Source organism: Salinisphaera sp. (assembly GCF_002729955.1).
GTDB lineage: Bacteria > Pseudomonadota > Gammaproteobacteria > Nevskiales > Salinisphaeraceae > Salinisphaera.
Genome location: NZ_PBYA01000054.1, coordinates 76688 through 93117, shown reverse-complemented (window position 1 = coordinate 93117; position 16430 = coordinate 76688). Strand labels below are relative to the sequence as shown.

At 63.0% G+C, this 16430-nt stretch carries 9 protein-coding genes; 3 read left to right on the top strand and 6 right to left on the bottom strand.

Annotated features, from left to right (window positions below; genetic code table 11):
* Window positions 1-250 precede the first annotated feature (250 nt).
* Together katG and CMN27_RS15360 are read right to left on the bottom strand one after the other, a co-directional pair.
* Window positions 251-2563, bottom strand: coding sequence for a catalase/peroxidase HPI (katG, locus tag CMN27_RS15365; RefSeq protein WP_293627856.1), 2313 nt, complete (start codon window positions 2561-2563; stop codon window positions 251-253).
* A gap of 81 nt (window positions 2564-2644) precedes the next feature.
* Window positions 2645-3115, bottom strand: a complete 471-nt coding sequence (locus CMN27_RS15360; protein ID WP_293627855.1) for a Fur family transcriptional regulator — start codon at window positions 3113-3115, stop codon at window positions 2645-2647.
* Window positions 3116-3690: 575 nt separating this feature from the next.
* Between CMN27_RS15360 and CMN27_RS15355 the strand changes: the two genes are divergently transcribed.
* Entirely contained in the window at window positions 3691-4827 is a 1137-nt protein-coding gene (locus CMN27_RS15355) for an outer membrane protein transport protein (protein WP_293627854.1), read from the top strand.
* A 217-nt stretch (window positions 4828-5044) separates the two neighbouring features.
* On the opposite strand, the gene CMN27_RS15350 is transcribed toward CMN27_RS15355, so the two are convergent.
* The 3 genes from CMN27_RS15350 to CMN27_RS15340 all read right to left on the bottom strand — a co-directional run bounded on the left by CMN27_RS15350 (window position 5045) and on the right by CMN27_RS15340 (window position 12460).
* Complete coding sequence (locus CMN27_RS15350) at window positions 5045-7243, bottom strand: TonB-dependent receptor (protein WP_293627853.1); 2199 nt, start codon at window positions 7241-7243, stop codon at window positions 5045-5047.
* Between the two features lie 508 nt (window positions 7244-7751).
* Window positions 7752-11291, bottom strand: a complete 3540-nt coding sequence (locus tag CMN27_RS15345; RefSeq protein WP_293627852.1) for a PAS domain S-box protein — start codon at window positions 11289-11291, stop codon at window positions 7752-7754.
* The gene (locus CMN27_RS15340) at window positions 11288-12460 is read right to left on the bottom strand and encodes an EAL domain-containing response regulator (protein ID WP_293627851.1); all 1173 of its coding nucleotides are present in this window, start codon (window positions 12458-12460) and stop codon (window positions 11288-11290) included. The genes CMN27_RS15345 and CMN27_RS15340 overlap by 4 nt, the downstream gene beginning before the upstream one ends.
* 513 nt (window positions 12461-12973) lie before the next feature.
* On the opposite strand from CMN27_RS15340, the gene CMN27_RS15335 reads away from it, so the two are divergent.
* The gene (locus CMN27_RS15335; protein WP_293627850.1) at window positions 12974-14713 is read left to right on the top strand and encodes an alkaline phosphatase D family protein; all 1740 of its coding nucleotides are present in this window, start codon (window positions 12974-12976) and stop codon (window positions 14711-14713) included.
* A gap of 162 nt (window positions 14714-14875) precedes the next feature.
* On the opposite strand, the gene CMN27_RS15330 is transcribed toward CMN27_RS15335, so the two are convergent.
* Window positions 14876-15229, bottom strand: coding sequence for a nuclear transport factor 2 family protein (locus tag CMN27_RS15330; RefSeq protein ID WP_293627849.1), 354 nt, complete (start codon window positions 15227-15229; stop codon window positions 14876-14878).
* A gap of 417 nt (window positions 15230-15646) precedes the next feature.
* On the opposite strand from CMN27_RS15330, the gene CMN27_RS15325 reads away from it, so the two are divergent.
* A complete protein-coding gene (locus CMN27_RS15325; RefSeq protein ID WP_366515470.1) occupies window positions 15647-16405 on the top strand; it encodes a phosphodiester glycosidase family protein in 759 nt (252 codons plus the stop codon).
* Window positions 16406-16430 lie beyond the last annotated feature (25 nt).

Below are 16430 nucleotides of genomic sequence, written 5' to 3'. Positions count from 1 at the left end.
GCGATACCGTTGTGGGAATGGATTGCCCTGATATTTTCGGCCGAGCTCGGCAAATCTTGATTGCTTAACGCGGGCCTGTCCTTCAGACCGATCGCGCGACTGCGGCGAACGGATGTATTCGCCATGACAAAGACCGTGAAAGACAGCCCGAACCGCCCCGCGCCACATAAAAAAGGCCGGCAAATGCCGGCCTTCTGTGCTTGCCAAGAGCAAGGCGACCGGCTTTCGCCGGCCGCCTGCGGTGCGCGGCCTAGAGGGCCGCGCTGTTTCGGTCGGCCACGTCGAAACGGTCGTGCATCATCACCTTGTTCCAGGCAGCAACGAAGTCGCGAACCAGTTTCTCGTGCCCCCCGGTCTGGGCATAGAACTCGGCCAGCTGACGCAGCTGCGAGTTGGAACCGAAGATCAGGTCACAGCGGGTGGCCTTGAACTTCGTCTGGCCACTGCTGCGATCGTCCAGCGTGAATTCCATGCCCGCCTCGTCGACCTTCTTCCACTCGAACTCGGGTGAGGTGAGATTCACGAAGAAGTCGTTGCTGAGCACGCCCGGCTTGTCGGTGAACACGCCGTGCTGCTTGTAGACACCGTCGGTGTTGATATCCAGCACACGCAGACCACCGGTCAACGCCGTCCACTCGGGCGCGGTCAGCCCCAATAGCGCGGCCCGGTCCAGAAAGATCTGCTCGGGCGAGACGTTGTAGTTGATATCGTCGCGGTGGAAGTTGCGGAAACCGTCGGACACCGGCTCGAGCCAGCGAAAGCTCTGCTCGTCGGTCTGTTCTTCGGTGGCGTCGTTACGGCCCGGCGTGAACGGCACCTTGATATCGATGCCGGCATCCTTGGCCGATTTTTCAACGGCCGCACAGCCGCCGAGCACGATCAGATCGGCCAGCGAGATCTTCTTGTTGCCCGACTGGGCCGAATCGAAGTCGCGCTTGATGCCTTCGAGGGTGGATACGACCTTGCCGACCTCGGCCGGGTTGTTCACCGGCCAGTCCTTCTGCGGTGCCAGACGAATACGCGCGCCGTCCGCGCCGCCGCGCTTGTCCGAGGTACGGAACGTCGACGCCGCACCCCAGGCCACGCCGGCGAGCTCGGCCACCGTCAGGCCCGAATCCAGAATGCGGCTCTTGAGATCGGCCACATCGGCCGCGTCCACGAGCTCGAAGTCCACCGCCGGGATCGGGTCCTGCCAGATCAGATCCTCAGCCGGCACTTCCGGGCCGAGATAGCGGGCCTTGGGGCCCATATCGCGATGGGTGAGCTTGTACCAGGCCTTCGAGAAGGCTTCGGTGAAGTAGTCGAAGTCCTCGAGGAACTTCTCGCAGATCTTGCGATAGGACGGATCCACCTTCAGCGCGATATCCGAGGTCATCATCATGAGCGGATGATCGACGCCTTCAAGATGGGCATCCGGCGTGCGCGGGGCGTCCTTGTCTACCGGCGTCCACTGCAGGGCACCCGCCGGGCTGCGGGTCTGCTCCCATTCGAACTTGAACAGGTTTTCCAGATAGCTGTTGTCCCAGGCGATCGGGTTCTGGGTCCAGGAGCCTTCGATACCGTTGGTCATCGTATCTTCGGCGTTGCCCTTGCCGCGCGGATTGTTCCAACCCAGGCCGGCGGCTTCCATGGGCGCGCCTTCCGGCGCATAGCCAATCTGATCCGGCGGGGTCATGCCATGCGACTTGCCGAAGGCGTGGCCGCCAGCGATCAGGGCCACGGTTTCCTCGTCGTTCATGGCCATACGGCCGAAGGTGATACGGATATCGACTGCCGAATCCTCGGGGATACCCTTTTTGGCCGAGCCTTCCGGATCCACGTAAATGAGGTTCGAGTTGGACGCCGCCAGCGGCGCTTCCAGATCGTAGTCGGGGTCGCCGGCTTCGCCGGTCCAGCGCAGGCCGCGGTTGACCATCTGGTCGGGCTGACCTTCCATCGGCCCGTGCGGCGCGTCCTCCGGCTTCTTGCCGGTCCAGCCTTCCGGGCCCCAATAGGTGAGGTTGTCCGGCTCCCAGGCATCGATACGACCGCCGGCGAAACCGTAGGTCGGAAAGCCCATGATCTCCAGCGAGCAGTTGCCGGTGAGCACGATCAGATCGGCCCAGGAAATCGACGCGCCATACTTCTGCTTGATGGGCCAGAGCAGACGCCGCGACTTGTCGATGTTGCCGTTGTCCCACCAGCTGTTGATCGGCGCGAAGCGCTGCATGGCCTCTCCGGCCCCGCCGCGGCCGTCGGCAATACGATAGGTGCCGGCCGAATGCCAGGCCATGCGGATCATCTGCGGGCCGTAGTTGCCATAGTCGGACGGCCACCAGTCCACCGAAGATTTCAGCAACGCCTTGATATCGTTCTTGAGCGCTTCGAGATCCAGCTGCTTGAACGCTTCGGCATAGTTGAATTCCGGATCTTCCGGATTGGCCTCACGCGGGTTCTGATGCAGCAGCTCGACCTGGAGCCGATTAGGCCACCAGTGCTGCAACGTAGGCTCGGAGCCGGCCGCACCGCCCACCGTATTGCCGGCGAACGGGCATTTGCCGCCAATCTTGACTTCTTCACTCATAATCACGGTTCCTGTTGACGATTGCTTTGAACCTTTCGGTGGTTGAATCCGGCGCCGCGGACGCCGGGAAAGCCGCTATCGCTATCCCTTGTCATGGTGACTTTCGGTTTGCGAACGACAGTGGCTACACACACCCCAGAACATGATCTCGGCTTCATGGATCACGAAGCCCTGCGGATCGGCCGGGGCGAGGCACGGCGCATGGCCGTGCTTGCAGTCCGTGTCGGCGACACGGCCGCAATGCGTGCAAACGAGGTGATGATGGTTGTCGCCGATGCGCCTCTCGAAGCGGGCGGGATGGCCGATCGGCTTGATCTGGCGCACGAGTTCAGCCTCGACGCTTGCCGAGAGCACGTCGTACACCGCCTGTCTCGAAAGCGTACCCAGCTGTTCGAGCACCCCCTGATGCACTTCGTCGGCGCTGGCATGGGGGTGGCTGGATAACCACTTCAGAATGGCGTGCCTTGCCGCGGTGACCCGCAGACCCCGGCTTCGCAGCGCCTCGCTGATCGACGTATCGCTATCCAACGCAGTGTCGTAATCCGTAACCATTCAGTACCTACCTTCGCGGCGCACCTGTGGTTGAGCGCGCCGCACTTGTCGCGCGGATCACGGTTACCTGTCGTTCCGCCGATGCCGACTTGCTCCGGCAAGCCAGGTATCGAAAAAAAGACAACGCCCGCAACACGGCGCTCGAAAAGTTTTCTTTCCGGTTTTGTACGCAGTATTACTGATTACGGTTTCAGTGTTTTTACGGATGCGTTCGAACGATCAATTCAATTGAGGCGGCCGGCTCGTCCACCGCATTACACCGTGGCTCACGGCCCCTCGTTTGGCCCGTCGTCACGAATTTGAGGAGGGGGCTCTACCGGCGTTCACGCGAAAGACGTCATGTGCCGGCAAGTCCCGGGGCGATCATGTCCAGCGCGCAGCGCGATGGCCGGCCGGCCTCGCCATGCATCACTTCACGCGGTTTATAAAAACGAACGTTCGATCTCCGTCTATAATTCAACGACATACGGTATACTTCCTAGATTCGAAGTTAACTAAGCCTGTGTTCCGGCACGTTGTATACGTGCTCGGGCCGGTGGCCAATATCGCGTGGAGAGATCAAATTGGGGGATGGAATGAGTAACAACTGGCGCCTGACCACGGTCGTCGTTCTGGGTAGCACGGCTTCCCTGGCCAGCGCGGGCGGGCTTGAGCGCGGCTCGCAGTCGGTCGACGTGATATTCGAACAGGGCAACTACGTCGAAGTATCCGCCGGCTTCATCGCGCCGGATATCGACGGCCGCAATAGTGCGACCGGTGCCGCGGTCAACGATGTCGTGGACGACCAGTGGGTTCTCGCCGGCGCGTTCAAGTTCGATATCTCGCCCAACATGGCGGCCGCGCTCATCGTCAACGAACCCTATGGGGCGGATCTGGCCTATCCGGCCAGCGATCCCGCGCTGGGCGGCACCGAAGTCGAGGCCGATTCGCTTGGCCTGACCGGCGTACTGAAATACCAGCTACCCCGCGGCGTAAGCGTCTACGGCGGTTTACGGCGTACGCGGATCGGCGGCGATGTCGCGCTGGCCGGCGCGGGTTATGGCCCGGCCAACGGCTATGAACTGCATCTGTCCGACGAATGGGGCACGGGCTATCTGGCGGGCGTAGCCTACGAAAAACCCGAGATCGCCCTGCGCGTGGCGCTGACCTACCACTCGTCAATCGATTTCACCGCGAACGCTCAGGAAAGCGGCCCGCTCGTCCCGGTCGCACCCGGTGTGGCGCTGCCGGTATTCGACGGCAGCTCGCGTGAGAGTTTCGAGGTGCCCGAACGCATCGAGCTTCAGGCACAGACCGGGATCGCAAAAGACACCCTGTTGTCTGCCGAAGTACGCTACGTTCCGCATTCCGATCTGGATATCAGCCCCGAGCGGTTTTCGGCCGCGACCGGCCGTTCGCTGACCGACTTTGGCGACGCCATCTACTACGAACTTGGTATCGGCCGGCAGTTGACCGACCGCTTTGCCGCGTCGTTCGACGTGTTTCACGAAAACACCGACGACAGCAGCTTCACCCCGCTTCAGCCGACCGGCGACTACACCGGCATCGGCATCGGCGGCGCCTACGACGTGACCGACAACGTGACCGTGAGCGCCGGCCTGCGTCATATCTGGTTCGACGACGTCGACGTATCCCTTCAGGGCAATGATCTGGTGGGCTTCGACAATGCGACCGCCCTGGCCGGCGGCGTGAAACTCGGGGTCCACTTCTAGAAGTCCCACTCGAGTCCGCCCGCGACATGGCGCGTGGGGTGGCCGAACCCGGCCACCGCACCGCGCCCGGCCTATCCTGCGTCCGGGGGCGGCTGCCCGCCCTCGGGCGCCTGTGCCGAGGAAGCGCAGCGGGCTTTTTGATCCTACATGGCCACTACTTGGCCCTGCATGCCGGCGATAGGCAGCATGACCGCCGGCATGCAAATCGATCGCCAGGCTAGAACGTTGCGCGCAAACCGACCGTCGCAGTTCGCGGCGTGCCCGGCTGCACCCAGAGCTGCGAATAGCTGCTGGCATACCAGTGCGTGTTGAACACGTTGTCGATGTTCGCGAACACGGCCAGATTGTCGGTGAGCTGTACGTCGCCGAACAAACGGAACAACGTGTAGTCGGGCAGCGTGAAGTCCGTCCCGGTGGCGCCCAGTCTTTCGCTGACGTAGCGCAGGCCGGCGCCGGCCATGGTTTGCTTGTCGGCGACGGTGAACCGCTTCTGGGCCTGGGCGTTGAACTGGTGATCCGGGATATTGGCCAACGGATCGCCCGGCTTGATTTCGAAAGAGAAGTTCGGGTCGAGCACGCTCGATCGCGCTTCGGCATCGGTGTACGCATAGCTCAGTCGGAATTCCACCTCCGCGGGCAGTTCGCCGCTCACGTCGAGCTCCACCCCGCGGCTGCGCGCCTTGCCGATCGCGGCCGAAAAGCCGGGGTTATTGATATCGCTGGCGAGTACGTTTTTCTTTTCCTGGCTGAATACGGCCACCGTCGCATCGATCGCGCCATCGAACAGCGCCAGTTTCGCCCCGGCTTCGACGGCACGCGTTTCCTCGGGATCGAAGATGTTGCCGTTCACATCGGTGCCGATATTGGCGCGAAAGCCTTCGCCGTAGTTGGCGTAGAGCACCACCGGCTCGCTGAGTTCGTAAACCACGCCGAGCTGCGGGCTCAGGCGCCCTTCCTGTCGTTCGCTGTCGATATCGGTGATGTAGTTTTCCGTACGCAGCTCGTAGTCGTCATAACGAGCGCCCAGGCGCAGCTGCAGGCGCTCGGTGAGTTCCACCTGATCCTGTAGGAACACGCCGATCGACTCTTGTATGTCCAACCGGTCGTTGTTCGGCAGTGGCGTGGGTAGCGGGAAACGACCGTAGACCGGATTATCGATATCGACGGCGTACGACTGTTCGTCGCTGGGGTTGCTGGCCAGCCCGGCCGGGCGCACACGCCGAAAGTCCTGATAATTCTTGAAGCGATCGTAATCCGCGCCGATCAACAGCCGATGCCAGAACGAGCCGAGCTGGAACTCGCCGTCGAGCTCGCCGCGAAATGCCAGCTGTTCGGAGTCGTACACGCGGGAACGACGCTGGCGGGCCAGCGTCTGGCCGTCCTCGAACACCGGCTGGCGCGATACCGCCAGTTCCGGGTCGGAAGACGTGCCGGTCAGAAGCGTATCCCGCTTGATCGCCCCGAGCAGCATGCGCCAGGCGGGGCTGAAATCATGTGACAGGCGCAGCTGATGTCCTTCGGCTTCGGCGACATGATCGCCATCGCCGGGCTCGCCCAGAAAGCGGTCGCGGGGCACCGTCTTGAAGTTATCGTCGAGTACGACGATGCCGCGATCGAACGGTACCGACACGCGGGTCTTCTCCAGGTCGTAGGTCAGGCGCGTGGCGTCGTTGATCGCCCAGCCCAGCGACGGCAGAAAGCCCCAGCGATCCTCGGCCACGAAGTCACGAAACCCATCCGACTGTTCGCCGTAGCCGATCAGCCGCACAGCAAGCGCTTCCCCCAGCGGGAGGTTGATGTCGGCCTCGGCGCGCTGGGTATCGAAACTGCCGGTCTGTGCCTGCACGGTGCCGAATGTTTCACCCAGGCGGGCCTGCTTCGTCACCAGATTGACCGTGCCGCCCGGTTCGCCCCGGCCGTAGAGCGCCGCCGCCGGGCCCTTCAGGATCTCGACGCGTTCGATGCCGGCCAGATCACGCTGACCGCCGAAGCCGCGGCCGGCGTTGAAGCCGTTCACGAGATAACCGCTGGGCAGGTTCTCGTCGCCGGCAAAACCGCGTATCGCGAACGAATCCCACAGCCCGCCGAGCGTGTTCTGTCGCGCGACCGACGCATCCAGATCGAGCGCTTCGGTCAGCCCGGTAATGGCATTTTCTTCAAGCGTTTCGGCATCGACGGTATTGATGGAACGCGGTATTTCGCGCAGCTCGAAATTGCCGCGATAGGCCTGGCGTACGCCGCCGACCACGATATCGTCGAGGGCGATACTCTCCGCCTGGACGAGTTCCACGCTCGCGCCCTGCGTGGCATTCGCCCTGTGCTCCGGTTCGTTCGCTCGGCTTGCCGCCTCAACGATCGGCGCGAACAAGGCCACGACAAGCGACACCACACCGGCGCGCACACAGAATTTCATCATTGTTTGTCTTTGCCGTCGTCGAAGCAGGAAGGATGGGGTGTACGAAGCGGACGACGTGCCTTGCAGTAGCAAGGCCTGTGTAAGCGCATCGAACCCGCGCTTTCCAGGCGCTGGCGGCTCACGCGCCGCCGCTGGCCGGCGTGGTCGAAACCGTTTCTGCGACGTATTTTATGTTGTTCCGTAACGCATTCCGCCGCTTTTCGCTGCGGCAAATTGCCGCAGGCCGCACGGCACGAGCCCTTTTCGAATCAGCCGCGAGCGGCTTATGCCTATTTCACTGCGCCCGACGGCCCGGTTGGCGTTCGGGTTGCCGCCAACCCGCGGGCCCACCGGCCGGTGGGCCGGTATCGAAACGCACATCCATGCGCGCTGGCGGAACACCGCTTAAGGGACAATCCCGCGTCGGCGACCACGCGACGCCGTCGCCAAAAGCCATCGCCAAGAACCGAATCAGCCCGTTCTCCCGCGCGGCAACCGGGAGGCTGCCGGTCCCGCCAGACCGACTTCGCTATGCGCGGTCGAGCACCGAACGCACCTTCGTGGCCAGTTCCTGTCGGGTATAGGGTTTGCCCAGCAGCTCTACACCCGGGTCCAGCCGTCCCTGGTGCACGATCGCGTTCTCGGTATAGCCGGAGGTGAACAGGATCTTCAGCGCCGGGTAGCGCGCGGCCGCCTGGTCGGCCAGCTGGCGGCCATTCATGCCGCCCGGCATGATGATATCGGTGAGCAGCAGGTCGATATCCGGGTGTTTTTCCAAAGCGCTCAGCGCCGCCGGGCCCGAGATGGTGGACGTGACCCGGTAGCCCAGTGAGCGTAGCTGTCCTTCCAGATGCGCCAGCACCAGATCGTCGTCTTCGGCAATCAGGATATGCTCGCTTCCGCCCTGTGCCGGCGGCTTGGCCGCTGGCTGTCGATCCAGGCGCTGCGTATCCAGCGAACGGGGGAAATAGAGTTTTACGCAGGTGCCTTCGCCCGGCTCGGAGTAGATCTTTATATGCCCGCCGGATTGCTTGGTGAAGCCGAACACCATACTCAGCCCCAGGCCGCTGCCCTTGCCCACCGCCTTGGTTGTAAAAAAGGGCTCGAAGACACGGCGCAGGGTCTCGGTGTCCATGCCGCTGCCCGTGTCGGTGACGCCAATCATCACGTAGTCGCCGGCTTCGACCTCCGGATGCCGCTCCGCGTAGTGATCGTCGAGCATGCTGTTGGCGGTCTCGATGGTGAGCTTGCCCCCTTCCGGTATGGCGTCGCGGGCATTGACCGCGAGGTTCAGTAGCGCGGTGTCCAGTTCGCTGGCATCGATTTCGGTCAAACCCAGCTGCGGATCGAGCACGGTTTCGAGCTCGATATCCGCCGGCAGCGTACGCTCCACGAGCGGCTGGATCGCCTGTATCAGCCCATTCACATTCGTGAGCTCGGGATTCAGAGGCTGGCGACGGGCAAACGCGAGCAGTCGGCTCGTCAACTCGGCCCCGCGCTGGGCGGCGGCGACCGTCATCTGCGCCATCTGGCTCAACATGGCGTTGTCAGCCTGTTCGGCCATGACTTCCGCATTACCCAGGATCACGGTCAGCAGGTTGTTGAAATCGTGGGCCACGCCGCCGGTGAGATGGCCGACCGCCTCAAGCTTCTGTGCCTCGCGCAGACGGCTTTCCATATCGATACGCTCGCTGACGTCGAGCATGCTGCCGACCATGCGAATCGCCCGGCCAGCCTCGTCCCGGATCACAAAGCCCCGATCCACGACGCTGGCCACCTGGCCGTCCTTTTTAATGAAGCGATACTCACCGCGCCAGAGCACCGACTCGCTGGCAATGACTTCGGCCACGCTTTGGGCCACCTGCGCACGATCCTCGGGGTGAAGACATTGCTGCCAGGACTGACGGCCGCCATCCAGCTCCTGCCTGGCATAGCCGAATACCGCGGTGACCGCGTCGTTCCACCAGACGTTCCCGGTGGCGAGATCCCAGTCCCAGATCACGTCATTGACTGCGCGGGAAATGAGTTCGAAGCGCTCTCGGGCCTGGCGAAGCTCGGCCTCCTGCGCTTTGCGACGCGATATATCGCGTTGGACGGCCACGTAATGCGTGCACTCGCCGTCGGCATCGAACAGCGGCGTAACCTCCAGTTCCAGCCAGTAGGCCGCGCCGGATTGCTTTTGATCGCGCAGCTCGCATCGAATGGGGGCGTGTCGATACAACGCGGCGCGAATACGCGCCAGCTGTTTCGGGTCGGCGCCGGTACGCTGTAAAAACCATGGCCGTTGCCCCAGTGCCTCGTCTTTAGGCCGGCCCGTTAAACGCTCGTAGGCATCGTTTACATAGACCACTCGCGGGTCGGCCGACACGTTGGCGCCCGCTGCTTCGGTGATGATCACCGTATCATTCTGGCGCGCCAGCGCGGCCTCGATCATGCGCAGCTGTTGCTGATATTCGCGCTGTTGCGTCACGTCGCGCAGATAGACGGCCAAGCCTTCGGGTATCGGGTAAGCACTGATTTCCAGCCATTTCCCCCGGGGCGCGTAGTAGCTCTGGAAACGTTTTGTCCGCTGCCCGGCGACCGCGCCGCGGTATTGGCGTTCAATGGCCTTGCCGAGCGTCTCGGGAAACTCCGCCCACAGGTTATGGCCGAGCAGCTCCCCGGCCGAGCGCCCCAGCAGCGCACAGGCCTTGCGGTTGAGGTAGGTGAAGTTCCATTCGTGGTCGAGCGCATAGAAGGCATCGCCAATGCTCTCGAGAATATCGATGCGTGCCCTGTCGGCCTTGGCGGCCCGCTCTCGGGCCTCCTGCAGGCTGGTTATATCCTGGAACGCCCCCTGTACCGCGATCACCCGACCGTAATCGTTGTACTGGGCCACGCCGAGGCTGCGTACCCAGGGCCGTCTTCCGTCGGCGGTATGCAGTCGACAGACCACATCGAAGCTCTTGCCTTCCTCGACACAGCGCTTGAAAACGCCTTGAATCACGTCCTGGTCGGCCGGGGCATAGAAACCGATTGCTTCTTCGACGCTGCCCGGCGAGTACTCCGGCGGCATGCCGTGAATGGCGGCCGTCTCCGAGGTCCAGACCACGATCTGGCTATCCACCGTAACCCGCCAGCCGCCCAGCTTCGCCTTTTCGCCTGCCAGGCGCAGCAGCTGTTCGGCCTGGGTGAGTTTCTCGCGGGTGCGCACCAGCGATGTTACGTCCTGCACATAGCCGACCACGATCTCGTCATCGCCACGACGATGGCGTTCGCCCACCGCCTTGATATAGCGTACTTCGCCTGTGTCCGTGCGAATCCGATGATCGAGTTCGATCTGAGGCGTCTCGCGGTTGAGAAACTGCTGATACGCCGCCCGTGCCTGTGCCTGATCGCCCGGGTGTACCAGAGCAAAATAGCCATTGAGGTCCGGCGCACCCTGGCTGGCCGGCAAGTCGTGGATATCGAACACCTGGCTCGACCAGTTCAAGTCACCGGTTTGTGGGTGGTATTCCCAAGTGCCCAGATTGAGCATGCGCTCGGCGGCGCGCATGCGCGCCTCGTACTCCTGAAGCTTGGACAGCGCCTGGCGAAGTTCCTGCGACCGCAGAACGATATCTTGTACGGCGGCTGCGTCCTGGCCGGCCATTTCATCAGCGCGTTCCACCTTCCCGCGTTCGCGCACGATCCCGGTGATATCTTCCGTGCGGTGAAGGATGAACTCGATTTCGCCGCGATCATCGAGCACGGGCGTATTCATCGAGCTCCAGAAGCGCTCTTCGAAGCGTCCGTCCGGTGACCGCAGCGGGTAGCGCTGGATGCCCATCGTGTCCGGTGCCTTGAGCGACTCGACCCGCGCCAGCGACGTGCGCAGGTTGCGCTCGCCGTCGGCCGCGGGTTCCGCGGGATCATCCGGGAAAACTTCGAATACGCTCTTGCCGACGATATCCTCTTCTCGTTTTGCCGTGGCGGCGAGGTATTCGTCGGTGGCGGTCACGATCTCGAAGCTGCCCGGCAACAGCACCAGAATCTTGCCCGGCGTGGCCTTGAACAGCCGTTTGTAGGTCTCGTCGGCCGGACCGCTCATCCGTCCTGCCACCCACAGGAGGCCTGCCAGAGGGCCGCAGCCCGGTGGCTCATTGGCTTGGCGATGAAGTAGCCCTGGGCCTGGTTGCAGCCCGCTCGGGCCAACAGCTCCAGAGCTGTTCTGTCTTCGACCCCTTCAGCGACCACGTTCAGGCCAAGCGAATGGCCGAGGCCGATGACCGCAGTCACGATCTTCATCGATTCCTCCGAGGTCGCCAGGCCCTTGACGAACATGCGGTCGATCTTGAGCTCGGAAAACGGCAGCCGTGCGAGCTGCACCATCGAGGAATAACCCACGCCGAAATCATCGATCGACAATTCGAACCCGCGAATACGAAACTGCGTCAGGTTTTCCAGCAGCACCAGCGGGTTGTTCAGGCTGGCGGTTTCCGTGATTTCCAGGATCACCTGCGACGGCGCGATGCCTTGAGCCTCGCATTCGTCGACCAGCCAGCGTGGAAAGCTTTCGTCGGCCAGATTGAGCGGCGAAAGATTCAGCGCGTATTTCAAGGGCTTGCCCCTGGCACACGGCGGGCGCCAGGCCAGCGCCGAGCGATAAACCTGACGCGTCAGCTCATGAATCTGGCCGGTCTGCTCGGCGCAGCGGATGAATACATCCGGCGCTACCGCGCCAGGTTCGTCTGCCGGCCAGCGGGCCAGACATTCGAAGCCGACCAACTCGCCCGTGGCAAGCGATATCTTGGGCTGATAGTGGGCAACGAATGCCTCGGCGGCGAGCGCCTCGCCAAGCTCGGCCTCGGACACGCTTCGAACGGAACGATCGGCAGGCAAACCGCTGTTCTCGGGGGCTTGCGACTCCGCCGCGATCAGCAGGGATTTCAGCTCGGCATACGAGAACGGCTTCGCGAGCGTCCCGGTGAGACGCAGCCCATTCTCGACCGCCGCCCGGGCCGCGGATTCCAGAATACGCCCGCCCAGCCGGGACACGATGATCAAACCGGCACGGCAGCCCAACCCGGCCAAGCGGTGGATAACGTCGATGCCGTCGCCGTCTCCCAGCTGCAGGTCGATGGCCACATGGGTCGGTGGGACGGTCTCCAACCGCTCCATGAACACGTCAATGCGATCGGTATAGTCCGTCTCATAGCCTGCGTTACGGGCCATCATGCAGATGGTGGCCCCTACGTCACGCTCGTCGTCCAGTACCAATAGACGTCTCGATGTCCCCCGTTGTTCAACCATGACACTCCGCGTACTCGCACATACCGGCACGTGACTGCTGGGCAGCACACTCGCCAGGGGCCGGCGCCCCTTCGCTTATATTTATAGTTGCTCTTATGAGCTTACTTGTATCCGAAGTTTCACGTAAAGAGCAGTGTTCTTTGGTCTAAATGGGCAATATTGAATATCACGCCGGGTAATATTGATATTTGTTGTAAAACATATAATCGACAATGCCCCCGTTCGACTCCTTATGCAGCTCTCAAGGCCCGGCAACGCGCGTTCGACGAACCCACTGCCAGGAACCTGGCCTATTCGGCAGAGCGTTTCCACGCGTAACCAAAAAGCACATCTCGAACATATCACGCCCGCTTCGTTTGGCCGTCGCGCCAGTCGGGCGAGGCAGTCAGCCACTCGCGCCATACCGGACGCGTAGTCTTCCTGTCACCTGCCGCGGCTAATGTGTAGTGCACCAATCTCGGTTCGCGCTTGGGGGCTGCCATGGATCGTCGTCGTTTTCTTTCGACCCTATCGGCCGCGGGCGCGGTCGGCTGGAGTCTGACCGCGACCCAGGGCTGGGCCCGCGCTCTGGGCGGCGTATTCGAAAGCCCGGTGCCGTTCATCGATTCGGCCGATGTCGGCCCGCAGGCACAGGCCTTCGCCGTCGACGACGCCGCTACCGCACAGCACCAGGCGGCATGGTTCCCCCAGAGCGTCGCCTCAGGCGACCCGAAGGAACAGGGCATCGTGCTGTGGACCCGGCTCGCCCCGGAGAGCGAGCCCGCAGCCGGCGGTGCGGTCGTGAACTGGCAGATCGCAACGGACGACGCATTCAGCAATGTCGTACTCGCCGGCGCCGCCCGGGCGGAGGCGGCGGGCGACTTCACCGTGAAGCTTGCCATCGCCCATTCGGCGCTCACCGGCTTTAGAACCTATTACTACCGTTTCATCGCGCAGGGCGTGGCCAGCCGCACCGGGCGCTTCAAGACGCTGCCGGCCGCCGAAGCCAACCCCGAGCGGCTGCGCCTGGGCTATATCACCTGCCAGGACTACGGCTTCGGCTTCTACAATGCGCTTGCCCGGCTGGCAGAAGAAGACGTGGACTACGTCATTCACCTGGGTGACTACATCTACGAAACCGTGGATGCCAGCTTCCAGGAAGGCAGCGCGCGCCAGCTCGAGCCCCTGCCCTCCGGCCAGACCGTGCCGGCCGGGCTCGACGACTATCGCTATCTGTATCGCAGCTATCGGAGCGATACCGATCTACAGCGCCTGCACGAACGCTTCGCCATGATCGCCATCTGGGACGATCACGAGTTCGGCAACGACTGCCACGGCAATATCCACCCGGACAACAATACCGGCGCCACGACGGCCACTACGCCGCAGCCCGATCTGCGCCAGGCCGCCAATCGGGCCTGGAGCGAATACATCCCGGCGGATACCGCCTTCGACCCGGCCCGCCCCTGGGACGAGTCGATCCAGATCTATCGCAGCTTTCGCTTCGGCCAGCTCGCCGAACTCATCGCCACGGACGAGCGCCTGTACCGCGACGGCCCGCCCTGCGGCACCGATACCGTGGGCGAGCGCTATGCCACCCTCGGCTGTGCCGCTCGCGAAGATGCCGACCGCACCATGCTCGGCCGTGCCCAGCGCGACTGGTTCATCGATGCCGTGACCGGCTCCCCGGCACGCTGGAAGCTCTGGGCCAACGAAGTCATGCTCATGCAGCTCAAGGTAGGCGAGCTGTTCGTCAACCTCGACCAGTGGGACGGCTACCCCGCCGAGCGCCGACATATCCTGTCCACCCTGCGCGATGCCGGCACCACCAACCTCGTCGCCCTCACCGGCGATCTGCACACGTTTACCGCCGGCTATCTCAAGACCGACTTCGACAACTTCTTCGAATACCCGGTGGGCGTAGAGCTGATGGTGGGCTCGGTCACCTCCGCCAATCTGGAAGACCAGATTCGCGCCGGCCTTAACCTGCCCAGCGCACCCATGCCCGCCGACCGCCTCGGCCTGCGCGCCAACAAACTCGAACCCGCCGTGCGCCTGGCCAACCCGCATATCCGCTACTGGAACTCTGCCGCCCACGGCTACGCCGTGCTCGAGCTAACCGAAGCTGCCCTCACCTGTCGCTATATGGCCGTGGATACGATTTCCACCCCCGACCCCGGCGTACGCGAGCTGACGACTTTCCGCGTCTACAACAACCTCCCCTGGCTCAGGGAAATCTGAAGCGAGGCCGCTTTACGCCGGCACCTACGATGATGGCGGAAGAGCAATCGATAACGTGCCCGTCCAAAACATCGCCAGCCGTTGCGGGCCAAAGGCCTTGCCAAGCATCGGCACCATATCGAAACAACAGCGCCCGGCCACGACCGCCCCCGCATTTGCTCGCTACAGGTCGTAGTGCGCAAACGCCCTCGCGACCTTGCCCGATGGCGAGAAATGAAACACCTCGGCAGATAACCCAAGCACGCCCTCATAGATAAGCGTCACGCTGTCGGCGCCCCACAGCACGTGCAGCAGCTCGAAGTGAAGATCCGGAAACTTCTCGAGCGCGCCCGCCCAGTATTCGCCGACCGCGGCCTTGCCCTTCAGCCGGCCCGAGGCTTCGCCGGTCAACCGGCTGATCGCGGGCGACGACATTTCGAAATCGTCTTCGTAATGGGCAAGAATCCCGTCCAGGTCATGGGCATTCCATGCCGCCAACCACGCCTGCGCGAATGCCTGTGCCTTGTCCTTATCCACGTCTCTACTCCAGAACTCTTACGACGAATACGGGCGACATCCTATAGCCAGCGGCAGATTATCGGTTGCGATATATCATCGCCCCGGGCTCGCACCACGCGCGGCAAACGGGCGAGCAAACACACAACAAAGCACGCGGCCGACTCAGCGGCCGTATCGGCAGGCCCGGTGCACGCCGACATACGAGCGTTATCCGGCTCGTTTCGCCCGCTGGCTGCCGACCAGTTCCGAACGCAACGCGGGCTGGAGTACGATCGCCCCATGCAAAACCCTGCCGCTCTTCGCCCGCACCCAAGCGCTGCCCATGTGCATGTCCTGCATCGCTCGACACGCGACAGGCACGAGCCGCCGCACCGCAGGCGCTTCACGGCTGCAATACGCGCCGTTCTTGTGCTCCTTCTGCTATCGCTCACCCTCATGTCGAGCGCTGGCGCCACCGAGCCGAACGGCTGCCATCGCGAATCGTTCGAGCACAACGCGTATATCGTCTGCGATTTCGATCCCGCGACCGGCGATCTACGCCTGTTCTGGCGCGACGCGCACGGCGAACCGTACCGCCAATTCGACCGCCTCGCCGACGAAATACAGGCCCGCGGCGATACGCTGCAATTCGCCCTGAATGCCGGGATGTACACCACCGACTTCGTGCCCGTCGGGCTGTATATCGAGAACGGCGAAACCCTGCGCCGGTTGAACACCCGCACCATCGATGCCGCGCCGGCCCGCGTGCCCAATTTCTACAAGCAACCCAACGGCGTGTTCTATCTCGAACACGACCATGCGGGCATCCTCACGACCGCCGCCTATGCCGAGGCCGGTCGATCGCCGCGTTTCGCCACCCAGTCCGGGCCGATGCTCGTCATCGACAACACGCTACACCCGGCGCTCATCGAGGGCTCGACCTCGGTCACCCGCCGTAGCGGCGTCGGCGTGTGCAGAAACGGCGAAGTCCAATTCGCCATCAGCGAAAGCCTCGTCAACTTCCACGACTTCGCCCGCCTGTTCCGGGATCAGCTCAAATGCCCCAACGCCCTGTTCCTCGACGGCGGCCGCGGTGCCGGCATATACAGCCCCGCCCTCAACCGATACGACGCCTCCTGGCACGGGGGCTACGGGCCGATGTTTGGTGTTGTCGCCTCAGGCAGCGCGGAACCATCTTTGACGGAAAAACCGTAAATGATTTCGATGTCAAAGGAGAGTG